Below are 15,582 nucleotides of genomic sequence, written 5' to 3' on the forward strand. Positions count from 1 at the left end.
AGATTAAGCGTCGCTTTCTTCTTCTCTCGTCTCTTTTTGTTTGTCACTCGGCACAGCTCCCCGCCCCTGTGGGTGGGTGCGGCTCCTCCCCCCCCACCCCCGGGCGACTTGTTCTGACAGTCGGGTGAGCGAGCCGTCGGCTACCGGTGCGCACGGGCGCGGAGTGCACCGCGTGCGCCAGCACCAGGCGCTCGTCGCGCATCGCCTCCAGGGCGCCGGCGGTGTCCGGGTGGTCGGGGTCGGGAAGGACGTTCACCGTGAAGCGGAGGATGCTGCGGGCGATGCCCGGTACCGCCGTGGTGGGGGAGTCCCGTGCCCAGTCCCGCAGCGCGGACAGCAGCACGCACCCGACCCCGTCCAGCGCGAAGGAGTCCGCGCGCGGGTCGGCCTCCGCGTTCACGGCCGTGGCGGGCCAGATGATGTCCTCGGCCAGCCGCAGCAGGACGAACGCCAGCTCCGGATCTGCTTCCGCCCGTCCGGCGACCGCGGCGCCGCCACCGGTCTGCAGCGCCAGGGGGTAGTCGAAGCCCCGCTCCACCTGCTCGGGCGTCAGCGGTGTGCGGGACGGGAGCAGGTACGGCATCACGCTCTCCTCGCGATGGCCGCAGTGCGACTCACGGCGTCGTTCCCGCATGCTCGGTTGGCTGGCCTGTGGACAGAGGACGGAGAGCGGAGAACTTTCCCTCCCCAAGCGGATGCGGCGAATCGATTCGTGAACTGGGCAAGCGTCCGGTGGACGGAGCGGCCTGCCCAAGGAGCCCTGCTCGCGCTTCCTTGGGCCGGCGGCCGCGGCCGAGGAGCCGATACTCGGTACCGCTGTGTCAGCGTGGCCTCGTACGCTCGGCGCTCATGAGTACGCGGGACTTCGACGGCACCTATCTGATACCTCTGTTCGAACTGGTGGAGAAGCTGCGGGGAGACGGTGCCTACCAGCCGCTGCCCGCTCCAGCCCTGTCCAGCAGCCTGGCCGCTGATGAGGCGCCGCTCGGTCCGTGGCCCGCCTCCCACTTGATCCGCACTTCCTACGGCGCTGGCCTGGCCCATGTCGATGCCTTGCGGCGTCTGGCTGTGGCCGGGGAGATGGATGCCACCAGTCCGTGGACGTTGATGCGCGGCGCGCTGGAGAACTTCGCGACCGGCATCTGGCTGCTCGACGGGCCCGGCCGTCCGGAACGCCGCCGGCGTGCGCTGTCGCTGTGGGCGGAAGACATGCGCAACCGGGCCCAGCACGAACAGGACACCGGCCACGCACCCGGCCCCGAGGGCAAGACCGGGCTCGAGCGCCGCCAGGAGATCCGCGCACTCGCCGAGGCCCTCGGCCTGCTCCCTCTCGTCGCGCCGAAGACCCACGTCATCCTGGAGCAGGCCGCTCCCGCCGCGGGCCTGGACCCGGTCGCGGTCCGCGCCTCATGGCGGGCTGCCTCCGGATTCGCGCACGGCCGCTTCTGGCCCTACCTGCGCGCATCCCAGCCGCGTGCCGCCATGGAGACCGGCGACGGATACCTGGTGGCCATGGTGGTCGACGAAAGCCAGCATGGCACGCTCGCCCGTTACTGCCACACCATGCTGTGTCACCTCCGCGACCGCTACCTCGCCCGCGCGGCCATCTACTGAGCCTTGGGGGGCCGCGGTCTGCACGCAGCACGAGCGCGGGCGCCGGGAACGGATGGCGAGTGCAAGCCTTCCCGGAACCGGGCGTACCGGAGACGGTGGGGGCATGGCCAAGGATTCGAGGGAGCTGTACTGCGCGACCTGCCGGTCGCGGGAGCAGCACGTCGCGTTGGACAGCCGGGAGCAGCGGCGGTGGCTGCGGGAGGTGACGGGGCGGGTGCCGGACGGATTCTGGATGTGTACACGGCCCAAGTGCCGCAATGTCCGTACCTACTGGGAGGATGAGCCGTTCGACCAGCCGCTGCGGATGCCATGAGGTAACCGCACAGCCCGGCGAGAACCTGGCGTTGGCAGGCCGTTCCGGCAGCAGGCGGTCACATCGAAGCCACCGTCTTGGCCCTGGCCAGGGCGGCTAGCCGGGAGCGTCGGCCTTTTGCCGACGTTGCGTATCTGCTCCCAGTCGGCCTCGGGGTGGGTGGCGACGAGCGTGTCGACGGCGGTGGTGGAGAGCGGAACGTTGACGGCTTCGGTCCGGGAGGCACCGAGGCACTCGTCTCCGCGCGCCGAATCCAGTTGAGGCGGACCATTCAGACGAAGTCGGCATGCCTTCCGGGATGCAGCCGTACGGAGGGCGGCGGTAACCAGTACCGCCAGGTCCTTATGTCGGTAGGCTTCGGCGGCCTTTGGCTGGTGGGGAGCAGATAGCTCTCCGGGTTCGCGCGCAGGTCGGTGCGCAGCCCCGGTCGATGCACCGCCGTACGACAAACGACGACACGACCGGCTTCTCGACGACTGTGTTTGGGGCTGAGGGCGCCTCCGTCGCGAAGCGGGTGGGCGTGTGCTTGTCGGATGAGTTTCCCGGCGTGTCGCGGGCTGTATGAGGGCAAGCGCCGCACGGCATCTCATGATCATGGTGTGGAGTGTGCTGGACGTCCGGGATTGGAGACCGTCCATGGCGGGCGTTGCACAGGGGCGTGCGGTCAATGTGCCGGGCTGGCGGGCGATTGGGGCGATGCTTTTAGCCGCCTGGTCGATGGGGTGCCGGTGGCCTTGGTGCGGCCCGGCGACACTGAGCGGCCGACCTGGGTCGTCTACCAGCACGAGTGTTACCTCGGCACCCTGCACGCCCGTCCCGACGGCGACGGTCTGTGGCACGTGCAGTGTGCAAATGAACAGCGCGGAAGTCTCGATGATGCGGTCAGAGTGCTGCGCAGGCCGCCCATGTGGCTTCACCAGCGGCAGCAGGTGGCTCGCTGGGCAGGTGCCGTGCTGGCCGATCCGGCATTGTTGGTGATCGACGTCCAGACCGCCGGGCTGGGCGATCAGGCATGGGCGGTGCAGATCGCGGCGATAGACGGCGGAGGCCGTACTGTGGTCAACCAGTTGCTTGATCCACGTCGGCCGATCACGGCGGCGGCCAGTGCGCTGCACGGCATCACCCGCGCGGATGTAGCACACGCCCCCTGTTTCGCCGACGTGCTTCCGCACCTGACCGGTGTCCTGGACGGGAGGCGGTGCGTCGCCTACAACGTCAGCTTCGACCGCGGCGTACTGGCCAGAGAGGTGCTGCGCCACCACGCCACTGCCCCGCTGAAAGAAACCTGGCTGGACCGGGTTCGCTGGGAGGATGCGATGGGCCCGGTCGCGGTGGCCGAGGGACTGTGGTCGGTTGACCGTCGCCAGTACCGACGCCAGCGCTTGGGCGGCCGCTACGACGCGGTGGACAAATGCCGGGCGCTACTGCGGCGGCTGCACCACCTCGCCCGGACGTGACCATACCCGGCTGGTGCTGTCGTCCAAGGAAGAGAAGAGCGGTATCCCTGTGCGACGTGGCGGAACTTCGGTAGGAACGGCGGCCGACGGGTTGTCGGTGTGTCGATGAGTGGGCGGGATCCAACGGTTCGGACAGGCCTTCCGCCGGCATGCTGGGTTCAGTCTTCTGCTTCGGAGTCCGCGTCTACGGTGCGCCGGTATTCCCAGTGGTCCTTGTCCATCTGGATGCCGAGGTGGATGGGGGCGGGGTACCGGGTGCGGTAGTTGAAGTGCAGGGCGTGGTCGCACAGGCGGGCCGCGGCCAGGCCGTAGGTGAGTGGTGCATGTCCGTCAGGTAGGTGGAGCACGCTGATTTCTGTTGCGGTGTGGCTGTACCAGGTCTCGGCCTGTTCCTCGGCCGACGTGCTGGCCCAGCGTGTGTACTTCTCGCCGGCTCGCGCGTATCGGGAGCCCCCGGTGTACTGCTGGGGCAGGTTGCACAGGATGAAGGTGCTGGTGGTGCCCTCCATTAGGAACACGCCGGTGGCGAGCTTGCGCTCCTGGATCTCGGCCGTTGACTCGTCGGTGTGGTCGAGGCGTTCGACGAGCGCGGGCGAGGCGACGTGTTCGCTGCTGGCGGTGACGCGCAGGACGGCGCGTGGGCGTTGACCGGTGGGAAGGGTGAATCCGGGAAGCGCGGGGCGCTCGTCCAGTGTGCCGTCGCCTTCGGGGATGCGGCCCTGGTGGCGGTTGGCCAGGAGCGGCCAGATACTGCGGGCCTGGTCGCCGGAAACGTAGACGATGTAGCCGGTGGCGGTGCCGGCGTGGTCGCCGAGGTCGAACAGGGCGCGGTCGATGGAACGGGGAAGCTGTGCGTCGCGTCGGCGTCCGTCGGGCAGGCGGCGAGCGCGGTGCAGGGTGTTGGCGGTGGCGTAGTCGATCCAGGTGCCGCCGGGAGAGTCCTCGTCACGCAGGTAGGCCAGGGTCTGCCACAGACCTCCGTCCCGGGGCACGAGCGCGACGAGTGTCCACATGAGGCGGGGCGGTTCGGTAGCGGGACCGCGGCGCTGGCCGCGCTGCTCGCGCAGGTGGATGCCGACGTGGACGAGAGGTTCCTTCAGGCCGTTCGGGCCGTAGGCCAGGGCGTCGGTGAGGCGGGGGTGGACCAGGCCGGCGGTGCGGTGGAGATCGGCGACGGCCATGTGGCCGCGGTGGTCGCCTGCAAGCTCGCTGCCCAGCTGGTCGAGGGCGGTGGTGATGTCGCGGGCCTTCTTGCGGGGGTTGCGGCGTCCGGGCTTGTGTGGGGTGAGGAACTGGGTGAGAACGCCCAGGCGGGCGAGTTCGCGGACCGCGTGGGGCTTTGCGTCCAAGTCGTAGGGATTGGCGACGGTGGCGTCGGGCTTGCGGGAGGCGCGGCGCTGGCGGGTCCAGGCTTTCGCGTCGTACTCGGTTTCGCACAGGGCCAGCAGCCGGGTGCCTTCGGAAACGTCCAGTCCGTGGAGCTGGCGGGCCAGGGCGGGACGCTGCCCGTGGTGGTCACCGTGGCGCAGCAGGTCGTCCGCAAGCTGCAGGTAGGCCTCGACGTGGTCGTTCAATGCCACGGTCGTGTTCTCCGGCATGCCGGCGGCGGCGAGGTCCGGGCGGTTGAAGTGATAGGCGAGCAGTCGCTGCATGCGGGTGCGCTCGCTTTGGTGGCGGTACAGAACGAGGAAGCGCAGGCGCTGACGGCCGGCGGCGGCGATGATCTCGCCCAGGCGGGGGTCGTCGAGCAGGAGGCTGTCGCGGCCCTCGGCGGTGGTGCGGCGGCTGCCGAACGGCCGCCCTGCGATCTGGTGGGCGTGAACCAGGGGTTGCCCGAGGGTGTTCCTGGCCCAGCGGGCGAGTTCACGGCGGGCGTGCATGCCGCAGCCCTTGCCGATGGAGAAGGTGCCGGCGAAGGGGATGAGGGCGCGCAGGGCGCCTGGCGTGCCGGTGAGGTCGCAGGCGCTGGGGCTGAGGAATTCGCTCTCGTCGGCGGTGCGGGGGAAGACGTTCTCGCCGTGCAGGCGGGTCCAGGCGTCCAGGGCCAGGCGGGTGGTGTGGTCCAGGTGTGTGTGCTCGCCCCTGCCGCCCAGTTCCAGCTTGATCAGAGGGCCGTTGGGATCGCGGGGGGCGAACCAGGCGGTGCGGGCGCTTTTGAGGGTGTTGCTCAGGCGTGAGACGCGGGGCTGGACGGTGGCGACCGGAGAGCGCAGGCCGGGGTGGGAATTGACAGCCACCTCCAGGCGCAGGGTGGCGTGGTGGATCCGGGTCTTCCACGCCGCATCCTCTTCCCCGGCGCTCTCGTCGTCGCCGTCGCCGTAGGCGGCGCCCCAGCTGTTCTTCCACAGCAGCTCGGGATCCCACACCTGCAGGCATCCGGCTAGATCGGCGCGGAAGCGGACGGTTTGGCCGTCGATCTCCCAGGAGCGGGTAGCCAACCGGCTCGCGACCGCCCAGGAAGCGGCCCTCCAGGCCCAGCCGGGAGCATCGATGCAGGCCCCGTTGCCGGTGAACTGTTCCCACAGCGGGGTCTTCTCGGGGGTGGTGCCGGCGATGAGGTCGGCGATCTGGCTCTGATAGGCGAAGGAGAACCGGTCGGCGTCGGTCTGCAGCAGGGCCTGTTCCCACAAGACGATCGCGGCGTGCAGGTCGTCGCGGTTCAGGGGGCGGCTGGTGGCCAGGAACTTCGGCGGGTCGGTCTTGCTCGTGGGGTAGAGGTCTGCGCAGGTGTAGCCGATGGCGCGCAGCACCGTGAGCAGACCCGCGTAGGGCAGGTTGGCGCTCGACCCGGTGATGCCGTGGTACTCCTGGCGCAGGGCCGGCCACACATCGCCGATCTTGTCGGGCAGGGGGTAGAGGAACGTGGTGCCGAGGAGGTTCTCGTCGGTGTGGCAGGCCAGCAAGGCCAGCCGGGTCTGGGTGCTCATCGGGGGCTTTCACTTTCGGCCGTGGTGGCGCGGGGCAGGGGGACTCGGGCCAGGTGGGGCTGGTCGGTCGAGTGGGCCAGGTCGAGCCACGCGGTGAGGGTCGAGCCGTAGGCGCGGCGCAGCGCGTGCTGCTCCTGCTCGGTCAGCTCGTCGTAGTAGGCGCGCAGCAGGGAGGGGTAGTCCGTGCCGAGGCGTGTGGCGAAGAAGGCGTTGTCGACCAGGAACAGCTGCACGGGCGTGCCGCCGCGGCGGGCACGCCCGGCGAGCTGGATCATGACGACCAGGATCCCGGCGAGGATCTCGGTCTTCAGGAACCGCGGGAGGCGGGAGAACATCGGGCTGGAGCGCAGGAGCCAGTTCAAGCGCTCGTGAGCGGCGCGGCTCTGCACGGCGAGCATGCGGGCGGGGTCGGGGCCGGGGCAGGCCGCGGCGGTGCCGGCTGCGCCGATGCTCGCATACATCGCCTCGGGGGTGTGCAGGTCGGCGGCCGGCCGGGTGGCGACCCACACCGAGGACAGAGCGGAGCGGTCGGTGCCGGGGACGAGGATGTTCAGGGCGCGGGCGACCAGGCGTAGCGGCGCGCACACGACCTTGACGTGGGGGTGGGTGTAAGGCAGGTCTTCGAGCTGGTCGACGGTGATCATGACCACGCCGAGGGGCGGGGCCACGCCCCCCGGCGGCCCGGTCTTGCGGATGACCACGGCGATCCACGACGGGTCAGGGATCGCGGAGGCGATGCCGGCGGCGAGAAGCATGGACTGGCTGTAGGCGTTGGCGACCACCATCGCGCGGGCCCGGTCGGGTTCATGGATCTCCAGGTCCCGCAAGTGTTCGGACAGGCGGTCTCGCCACAGCTGGGCGCCCAGTTCCAGGAGCCGGGCGGGTTTGCTGGACTCCTCCTGCCCGCCGACACCGATGGGGTTCCAGGCGTCAGTGGTGGCCGAGACGTTGCCTGGCCGGGCGGTGACCGCTCCGGGGGCCGCGTCGGTCATCACGTAGGCGGGCTGGGTGTGCAGGTGCTCTTTTGCAGCGCGCGGGAAGAACGCGGTCGCAGACAGGGCCAGAACGCTGCGCTCCACCCCTGCGGTGGCCAGCGCAATGGTCCCGCCGAGCTGGACAGTGCTGATGTGCGGGTCGCCGCCCAGGCTCTGCACGGACAGCCGGCCGCCGCCGCGCTGATTCTTCTCGACCTTGAACCCGAACAACTGGTAGCCCAGCGGCCCGTACGGGAGGGTGGGGTTGTGGCTGAAGGTGCCCAGGGCGCGGGCCAGTTCCCGGCCCGCCGTCATCTGCTCCGCGGCTCCCAGGCCGGCGAGGACGGCTTTGAGGTGGACCAGGGACTTGCGCAGGCAGCCGAGCCAGGAGCGGACCAGCAGGGCGTTGGTGATCTCGCGGCGCTGGCCCGAGGGGATCCTCAGCCGTCCCAGTTCCTTGTCGATCTGCGTCTTCACCCGGGGCAGGGCGTCGTGGCTGGCGTCGCGGCTGACGGCTTTCGCGAGCAGCTCGGCCAGTTGGGCGTAGCGCGGCGGCGGCGAGGCCTTCTTGTCGCGGTCGGGGAAGATCGCGCGGAATTCCTTGTGGACGTCCGGTCCGACCGGTTTGGTGACATCCACGTGCAGGAGCTTGTCGAGCAGCCACCGGTCCCACAGCCCGGGCACGTGCCAGTCGGAGCTGGGACGGTCGTCGTCCTGGCCGACGGTCTCCAGCCACAGCTCGTCGTCCAGGACGTAATTCAGGAACTGATCGCCCAGACCGCGGGCTTTGAACAGGGCGTTGACCAGGCGCCGGTCGCTGGCGGCGTCCAGGGCCTCGCGCTGGCGGTCGACCTCTGTGAGCAGGGAGGTTCCGTCCCAGGCCCGGCCGGACAGGGTGAAGATCTCCGAGCCCAGGTCGCACCAGCTGCTCTGCAGGTGGTCGACCTCGTCGATCAGCAGCACCGTGCACAGGCGCAGCACGAATTCCAGGACGCTGATGCGGCGCAGCACGCTTTTGTCGGTCTCCACCGGCACCGGCAGGGAGCCGCGCAGCAGGTTGTGGTGGTTGGTGACGATGATGTCCGCGTCCATGGCCGCGCGGATCAGGGCGTACTTGCCGCAGATGCCCAGTCGGGGGCAGGCGTGGCCGGGGCCCGGCTCCTCCTGGCCGGGCGCGACACCGGCCGGCTGCAGCGACAGGCATGGCTCGGCGCTGCGCCGCACCGGGGGGCCGTCGATCAGCCATGCGGACACCTCGCAGCCGTAGGCCAGTTCCTCGAAGCGGTGCTCGCGGCCCTGGGTCAGGGCACGCTCGGCCTGCTCGGCCAGGCGGTACACGGAGACAAGGGGCACGATCTTCAGGGTGGGGTTGGCGGCGGCAAGGTCGGCGGCGGTCTGCCGCACGAGGTCGTCGTCCTGGCGGAGGCGCTTGACCCGTGTGTGCTGGGCGAGTTCGTCGTCGGCCTCGCGCATGCGCTCGGTGTTGCTCAGGCTCTCGTGGATCTGGCCGACGACCACCGCGACCGGACCCTTGCCCCGGCGGACCAGCAGCGGAGCGGCCGCATTCAGCAGGACGCTCTTTCCGACACCTGTGGGTGCGTTGAGGACGGTGACCTTGCCCGCGGGTAGCCGCAGCTTTGCGACCCTGCGGTCATCGGTATCCAGCAGCCGGTCGAAGAAGCGGGCCATCAGGCCGGGCTTCCAGCCGTTGCAGCCGTTCGCAGCCGCTTGCCGCCGCGCCAGCCGCAAGACCTGGCGGCGAGAGAGCGTCACCTCACGGCGCCAGGGGGCGGTGTGCAGTCGTAGCGGGGCGACACCGGCCTCCCCTTCCCCGTCCGGGACGGTCACGACCGAAAGGTCGCGGCTACCGAAGGCCCACTTCCCTGCGGTGGCCACCTGCTGCGGTCCACGGTTGCCGTAGTACAGCTCCTCGGCCTCGCCCAGCAACCCCTGCGCCAGCTGCAGCGGCTCCTGCGCGTGCGCCACGACCAGATAGGTCGCCTCGCGCGGCTCGACGTCCTCCGGCAGCCGGTACAAGCCCTCCGACGAGGACGCGTAGGAGCGCGCCAGCCCATAGAACGCGCTGCGGCCGGCGACATCCCCGGGCCGCACATGCCAGTAGCCGCCGATCAGCTCCCGCACCCGGCGCGGCACCCGAGGCCAGCGCTCCCACAGATCGGTGCGGGCAGCGGCGAAGACGTGCGCCTGGTCCAGCGGGACGACCCGCTGCCCCTGCACGTTGCGGAACCCGAAATACTCGTCGGCCAGCGCCAGCGGGAACGCCACCGCCAGCATCCGCATCTGCCACTCCTCCGGCCTCACCGCCCGCCCCCACATGCCTGCTCGACGCGCGCAATTAGGCGGCTGACCGTGGTCACCTTGATCCGTCGCCCGCTCAGCCGCTCCTGGAGGTAGTGCCGCTCATGGTCCTGGTGGTCGGGCAGCACGATGGTCAGTGCGTAGGGCTTCGGCTCGCGTTCGAGCAGCGCGCAAGCCAGAGCCTCGACCGACTCCCACGCTTTGGCGTCCACGCGCAGATTCCTCACGCGCCGGCCCGGCGGCGCGACCGTAATCCGAAGGTCGTACTCGTCGGGGCGTAGCTCACCCGGCCACATCTGCACCTGCACGTTGTCCAGTTTCTGCAGTTTGTCGCGGAGCTCGATTTCGAGCAGGGTCGGCAGTACCCCGTAGCGCCACACCGGGCGGCTGAGCGCCAGATGCTCCGTGCTGGCCGGAAGGCCGACCACCGCGTCGGCTTCCTTGCCCGTGCCGATCAGGGGCGGCGCCGCGCCCGCCGTGGCCGGCTCCAGACCCAGGCGGTAGTGCACCCCGCGCGTCCGGTGGGCCTCGCACCGCACCTCGACCACGCCGCTGCGGCGAACGACCCGCATCGGCCACCGGCACTTCGGGCACGGGTACCACCAGCCGTCCAGATGGCACCACGGCCAGTCGCTGATCGGCTCGAAGAAGTCGAACCGCATCCACAACTGGTCCCAGGCCCGGCGCAGCACCCGCACCGGCCCGGCGGGGCTCTCCGCCAGCAGGGCCCGGGCGCGCCGGTACTCCTGTGGCTCCAGGCGCCGCAAGACCTCGTACAGGCGCTGCTCCTCCTGCTCGGCCCTCACCCGAGCCCACGGCCAGTACCGCTCCAGGGCCGCCTGCGGTACCAGGTGCTCCCGGCACAGGTCCTGCAGCGCGTCGCGGACCAGACCGTCCTCATCGAAGAGACACAATGCGCCGAAGCCGTCACCCGACTCACTCGCGGCAGGCAGAAGCGAGGCAAGCGGACCGCGCAGCCCGCGGCGGAACTCGCCCATCCCCAGCTGCGCGGCGCCGGTGGCGGGGTGCGCGGCGCGCAGCACGGCCAGGCAGTCCATCATCATCGCCGCCCGGCGCGCGGGCTGCAGTTGCAGGTCGGCTTCCGCCGCGGCCGCCATGCAGCACGCGGTCAGGGCCTGCTCCCGCCGAAGCCGCAGGTTGTCGCATTCCTTGAGCGCCACGCACACAAGATCACCTAATGCAGACGAGTTTGCCCGTATAGGGTGTGTATGTGCATAGATGTGCCACTCGAACGGGCCACCACGGCCACCCGCCCGCCCCCTCGACAACCACCAGCACTCCCTGGTTGTTGGTCGCCGCCCCCCACACGGTCTTCCCGCTCCGCGAGACGCCCGATACCCCGCACGGAAAATGGCTCTGGTTCCTGCCCGTCCGGGCCTTGGACGCAGGTTGGCGTCTCGTCAAACAGGCCGTGGAGGCAGGCAAACTCGGCCCCGGAGCCAAGGTCGCCACCCTTGGCAGCTCCTTCGACGGCGACCCAACCCGCCGACCGGTGATCATCTACACCGCCGACTGCACCGACGAAGCCGATGTCCACCGCGTGCTTGTCACCCTGCGCGCCCTCGGCGTCAACGACGCCCTGGCGTACAAGACCGACGAAGCTACCGAACGCGGCGAGTACGGAGACCGGACCAGCCTGTACACCAGCCCCGTGGGATCCACCAAGATCGTACGCCGCACCCCACGGTATGCAGCGGCGACCTGATCTGTGAGTGGGTGGTGGGATGGCGGCGGTTGCGATTCGCTGGCGGGGTGCTGAGTACGGGCGGCGTCACTGCAATGGGGCGGTGCATGGTTGGCTGCAGATGGCATGGCCGGTCACCCCGCTCCGCGCGCCGGAGACCACCGACGCCCCATACGGCAGAGGCTGAATCGGCCGGTGACGCCGCCGACTGGGGCCTGTACGTCCCGGTGCGCAGTGACCCGGCGACCGGCGTCGTCCTGGCGGAGGTCCGAGTCACCACCCCGCGCCGCCTGTAGCGGCCACCCTGCCACCGCATACCGCGCCGTGACGTACGAGACCCCTGCCCTTGTTGTCGGGCCCGGGGTCTCGCGACGGCAAGGGACGGTCAGTTTGAAGTTGCCCACCAGTGGGGGACGGCCTCGGCGGCCGGCACCGCACCCGCCCACTCCATGCCCAGCGCGGCGAGGGCGGCGCGCTGCTCCGTGGTGAGCTTCTCCCGCCTCGACTTGGTGTTCGAGAGCCATACCCCCAGCTTCACCGGTACCGGCTCCGCCTCGCCGTCGACCGCGACCTCAACGACCGCGCCGCGCGGGACGGAGCGCTGTCCCTCCTTCTCCACCCACTGCGCCAGGGCTGCCAGGCCCCGCTGGAACGCCGCCTCGGCCTTGCTCCCTGCCTTCTTCGGCCCCTTGAGGGCTGCGGCCAGCGCCGGACGGAGCTCCGCCGGGGCGGCGGCCGTCACGGGGAGGGTGGCGCCCTGTACGCCCAACGCGGTCAGCCGCTCCCGCTGCTCGGGCAGGAGCTGCGCCCAGGTGCCCGGCTCCTGCTGCCGCCACCGCCACGTTCCGATGTCATCGCCCTCGAAGGTGACGCCCGGCGCGATGTAGGGCAGAACGCCGTCGGCGTCGACGAGGTCGGCGAGGACGCGGTAGTGGCGTTGCCAGTTGAGCGGCCAGGGGCAGTTCCAGTCCGGGTCGATCGCGTCCAGCTGCTGCGCGCGCTCCTCCGCCCGTTTCGGGTCCTTCCCGAGACCGCCCTTGCGCCGAAGGTTGGCCATGTACTGCCCGATGGGCACCATCGCCTCGCTCTCGCCCCACACCGCGTCCTGACGCGGAGCGAGGTGCCCGGTGGCCCGGTGGTAGGACCGGAGCGCGGCGAGCTTGTTCTCCCACGCCTCCTCGCCCGGCTCCCAGACCATGCCGGCCTCCGGCGCGTCCAGCAGCGTCTTGCGCCGCTCCTCCAGCTCCCCGGCCCGCAGGGCCTTGCGCTGCTGGTGGACCCACCGCCCGAGGGGGAAGTCCTTCGTGACGCCGACCTCGACCTCGACGTCGTAGGGGACGGCGTAGATGCCGGTGATCTTGTTCTCGGCGCGCCAGCGGATGAGGGCCTGGTAGCCCGTCAGCCACACGAGGGCCTCGGGCCGGTAGACCCGGGTCCGAAGGAAAGCGGCGATGGTCGCCGGGTCGCGCGGGGTGGAGAAGCGCAGCAGTGCGGACTCGGCAGCGGCGTCGGTGCCGTCGTGCTCCTGGTCCTCGCCGTCGCCCTGGCCGCCGGCCCCGACGATCCGCCCGTCCTCGTCGCGCTGGATGTGGGCCTTGCGCTTGCCGCTGGTGAGCGCGCGGGAGGCGAGCTGTTCGACCAGGCGCTCATCGTGCGAGCGCAGGCCCTGGAGGACCGCTACGAGCGGGCGGAAGCTGGCGCTGGCAACCATGTCCGTCGGGTCCTCGTTCGGCTCCAGGAAGACCGGCACGATGATCCTGGCGACCTTCGTGGTGCCGTCGCGGTTGAGCCGGAGCGCGCGGCCGATGTTCTGGACGATCTCGACCTGCGAGCCGCGGGTGTCTGCGAAGCAGATCGCCTCGACTCCGCGTTCGCCGGTGATGTCGACGCCTTCCCCGAGGACCCGTACGGAGGCGAGGAAGGCGCGGTGCACCCGGCGGCCGGCCGCGTCGATGCCGTTGGCGAATTGCCTGATGACCTCACGCCGCTCGGACACGAGGTGGTCACCGCACAGCCATGCTGACCACACCCGGTCCGGCGGAACATGGCGGCCCGCCTCCAGCTCGTAGAACTCCGCGTCGATCGACGACTTCGGCAGCCGGTCCGCGGCCGCCAGGTCGTCGTCGGAGGCGTCGGCGGCGTACAGCTCGGCTGCGGTCTGCGGCAGCTTTTCCGCGAACGCTGCGGCTTCCTCCACCTTCTGGTGGAACGTCATCACGGTGCGCAGGTTGTTCGCCGCCGCGTGCTCTAGGAGCGCGGTCTGCAACAGGGCGAGGCGCCGGCCTCGCCGCGCCTCCTCCGACTCTCCGAGGACCGGCGAGGGGTCGCGGATCTCCAGGACGTCGATCTCGAATCCGGCGAGGATGCCCCGCTCGATGCTCTCGCTCAGCCCGAGCTCGGCAAGCCACGGCCCGTAGGTTTCCGAGTCCTGTCCCATCGACGCGAGCTCCGCCTCCTGGCCGTTCGCGCCCTTCTGCGGGCGGGGCGAGGCGAGGATGCGCGGCGTGGCCGTGAGGTAGAGCCGGAAGCCGGAGGGGATGCGGGCGTTGTCGTGGATCGCCGCCCACGGCCGTCCGAGATCACCGGCGGTTCCGTGGGCCTCGTCCACGATGGTCAGGTCAAAGCCGTCCATCCGCTGCCCGTACAGCCGCTCCCCGCCCGCCAGTGCGGCCTCCAGCGGCCCGCGCACCTTGCGCTGACCGGACGGGTCCTCCGGGTCATCGCGGTCCACCAGCGAGGCGTACGTGGCGAACACGACGACCGGCCCGCTCCGGGCCCACAGGGCGAGCTTGATCGGGTTGGTGGTGGTGCGCACCCCCAGTGCGTTGAGCACCGGGTCGTTCTCCAGCCCGCACACGCCGACCATCGGCGCGGTGTGGCCCACGGCCCGCCATGCCTGGGCGGTCTGCACGAGCAGGTCCAGGGTCGGCACCATGACGAGGATCCGGCCGCCCGGGAAGCAGTCCAGGGCGCTCGCGGCCGCCATGATCGTCTTTCCGGAGCCGGTCGCGGACACGATCGTGCCCCGCTCGCCCTGCGGAGACACAGATGATCTTGCAGGGAATCCCACCCATTTCCTAACCGCCGACCGCTGGTCTACCTGGTGTTCCTTGAGCGAAATCGCAGACATTCCCTTGCCTCCCCGAGCGCTGAATTTCGGTGGTCTTTCAGAGGGCCGCATGCGGAATGCATGCCGCGCCCAGGCCGTTCCAGATCGCCGCATCCGCCTTGTGCCAGCCGCCGGGCTTTCCGTCCTTGAAGGGCGGCTTGTCGTCCACGTCGTAGTGCCCGGCATCGAGCGTGCAGATGATGACGTCTCCGTCGCTGTTCACCGTTCGTGCGGTGCACAGACCGTCGGCCTCACCCAGGGCCTCCAGCACCTGGCGCCGTGTTGTGGTGTGCGGGTGCGTACGCGGCAGGACGGTCTCCCGGACAAACTTCTCCAGCCGCACCAGGTCGGCCCGCTCACGCTTCCTCACATCCGCGATGTGTACGGCCATTTCAGCCGACCGGGCCGACCGGCCACCGCGCCGGGACCACTCCCGGTCCGCGATGCCCACCAGAGCCTCGTTCACCGCCGCCACGCCGTCGTCCCAGCCGTCCGCGAACACCGCGCCCCGAGAGGCTGGCGCCATGCCGTCCAGTTCCTCCACTTCGCACTGCGCCCCGGCGACCGCCCCGGCCTCCAGCGCGGCCACCAGGTCGTCAGCCTCGCTCGCGGGCACGCCCTGCGCCTCCAGGAGCGCGAACACCTTCAATCGGGCATTCACGCCCGCCGTCTGGTACTGCGTCATCCGGTGCACAGAATCGCTGCTCAGCGCGGGATCGGGTCCGGTAGATTCGTGGTGACCGGTCATCTGCGATCATTCCTCTCGAAAATCCGGGGAAATTCATAGGTGGACTGGTGGTGTCCCGTGGTTTCGCCAACGATACATGCTGCATCAGCCTGATGCACCCGCTCCACTGAAACCCGACCCGAGCGAGCGACCCCCACCTCTCGTAGCTAGCCCGGACCCGCGGAGCGGGTCTTCGGGTAGTGAAGGCGCAGCCGTAACGGACCGTCAGGCCGGGGGAGCGCAGCGGACCCGGCCCCGGAGCGCTCAGCGCTCCGCAACATCCGCACAGGAGGCCCCAGAACTCGCACCAGGCGCGCTCGATCAGCCGGGCCGCGCACGCGCGCGGCCGCCGGGCGCGCAGCGGCCGGCTCCACCGATCCCCGAAGCGCAGCGCAGGGGATCGGCCCCGTGCTTGCACGGGCAGCGGGAGCGCAGCG

At 70.4% G+C, this 15,582-nt stretch carries 10 protein-coding genes; 4 read left to right on the forward strand and 6 right to left on the reverse strand.

The features are described from left to right. Positions 1–43: 43 nt before the first annotated feature. On the reverse strand, positions 44–583 hold the full coding sequence (locus ACZ4Z1_RS40710; protein ID WP_468491755.1) for a hypothetical protein: 540 nt from the start codon (positions 581–583) through the stop codon (positions 44–46). A gap of 266 nt (positions 584–849) precedes the next feature. On the opposite strand from ACZ4Z1_RS40710, the gene ACZ4Z1_RS40715 reads away from it, so the two are divergent. The 3 genes from ACZ4Z1_RS40715 (at position 850) to ACZ4Z1_RS40725 (ending at position 3,384) form a co-directional block, all read left to right on the forward strand. Next, positions 850–1,614, forward strand: coding sequence for a hypothetical protein (locus ACZ4Z1_RS40715; protein WP_468491756.1), 765 nt, complete (start codon positions 850–852; stop codon positions 1,612–1,614). A gap of 103 nt (positions 1,615–1,717) precedes the next feature. After that, positions 1,718–1,927, forward strand: a complete 210-nt coding sequence (locus ACZ4Z1_RS40720) for a hypothetical protein (RefSeq protein WP_468491757.1) — start codon at positions 1,718–1,720, stop codon at positions 1,925–1,927. Positions 1,928–2,655: 728 nt separating this feature from the next. Beyond that, positions 2,656–3,384: a 3'-5' exonuclease gene (locus ACZ4Z1_RS40725; protein WP_468491758.1), complete on the forward strand. Its 729-nt coding sequence runs from the start codon at positions 2,656–2,658 to the stop codon at positions 3,382–3,384. Between the two features lie 158 nt (positions 3,385–3,542). Here ACZ4Z1_RS40725 and ACZ4Z1_RS40730 read toward each other — a convergent pair whose 3' ends face one another. Genes ACZ4Z1_RS40730 through ACZ4Z1_RS40740 form a run of 3 tightly spaced genes read right to left on the reverse strand, consistent with a single transcriptional unit; the run spans position 3,543 to position 10,785 of the window. After that, positions 3,543–6,311, reverse strand: a complete 2,769-nt coding sequence (locus ACZ4Z1_RS40730) for an RNaseH domain-containing protein (RefSeq protein WP_468491759.1) — start codon at positions 6,309–6,311, stop codon at positions 3,543–3,545. After that, positions 6,308–9,586 carry a hypothetical protein gene (locus ACZ4Z1_RS40735; RefSeq protein WP_468491760.1) on the reverse strand — a complete coding sequence of 1,093 codons (3,279 nt, stop codon included), beginning with the start codon at positions 9,584–9,586 and terminating at the stop codon, positions 6,308–6,310. The genes ACZ4Z1_RS40730 and ACZ4Z1_RS40735 overlap by 4 nt, the downstream gene beginning before the upstream one ends. 17 nt (positions 9,587–9,603) lie before the next feature. Beyond that, the gene (locus ACZ4Z1_RS40740; protein ID WP_468491761.1) at positions 9,604–10,785 is read right to left on the reverse strand and encodes a restriction endonuclease-related protein; all 1,182 of its coding nucleotides are present in this window, start codon (positions 10,783–10,785) and stop codon (positions 9,604–9,606) included. A gap of 125 nt (positions 10,786–10,910) precedes the next feature. Here ACZ4Z1_RS40740 and ACZ4Z1_RS40745 point away from each other — a divergent pair, with 125 nt between their 5' ends. Continuing rightward, entirely contained in the window at positions 10,911–11,330 is a 420-nt protein-coding gene (locus ACZ4Z1_RS40745; RefSeq protein ID WP_468491762.1) for a putative phosphothreonine lyase domain-containing protein, read from the forward strand. Positions 11,331–11,694: 364 nt separating this feature from the next. Here ACZ4Z1_RS40745 and ACZ4Z1_RS40750 read toward each other — a convergent pair whose 3' ends face one another. Then, complete coding sequence (locus ACZ4Z1_RS40750; RefSeq protein WP_468491763.1) at positions 11,695–14,439, reverse strand: helicase associated domain-containing protein; 2,745 nt, start codon at positions 14,437–14,439, stop codon at positions 11,695–11,697. Between the two features lie 37 nt (positions 14,440–14,476). Next, positions 14,477–15,166 (reverse strand): hypothetical protein, encoded by a 690-nt coding sequence (locus ACZ4Z1_RS40755; RefSeq protein WP_468491764.1) that lies wholly within the window; start codon positions 15,164–15,166, stop codon positions 14,477–14,479. Between the last annotated feature and the right edge of the window lie 416 nt (positions 15,167–15,582).

Source organism: Streptomyces sp. NPDC030165, assembly GCF_055573595.1.

Bases quoted from the DNA above. Each gene is read 5' to 3' on its own strand.
- ACZ4Z1_RS40750 (WP_468491763.1), bottom strand. From the start codon at position 14,439: ATGTCTGCGATTTCGCTCAAGGAACACCAGGTAGACCAGCGGTCGGCG.
- ACZ4Z1_RS40755 (WP_468491764.1), bottom strand. From the start codon at position 15,166: ATGACCGGTCACCACGAATCTACCGGACCCGATCCCGCGCTGAGCAGC.
- ACZ4Z1_RS40720 (WP_468491757.1), top strand. From the start codon at position 1,718: ATGGCCAAGGATTCGAGGGAGCTGTACTGCGCGACCTGCCGGTCGCGG.
- ACZ4Z1_RS40715 (WP_468491756.1), top strand. From the start codon at position 850: ATGAGTACGCGGGACTTCGACGGCACCTATCTGATACCTCTGTTCGAA.
- ACZ4Z1_RS40730 (WP_468491759.1), bottom strand. From the start codon at position 6,311: ATGAGCACCCAGACCCGGCTGGCCTTGCTGGCCTGCCACACCGACGAG.
- ACZ4Z1_RS40735 (WP_468491760.1), bottom strand. From the start codon at position 9,586: ATGCGGATGCTGGCGGTGGCGTTCCCGCTGGCGCTGGCCGACGAGTAT.
- ACZ4Z1_RS40710 (WP_468491755.1), bottom strand. From the start codon at position 583: ATGCCGTACCTGCTCCCGTCCCGCACACCGCTGACGCCCGAGCAGGTG.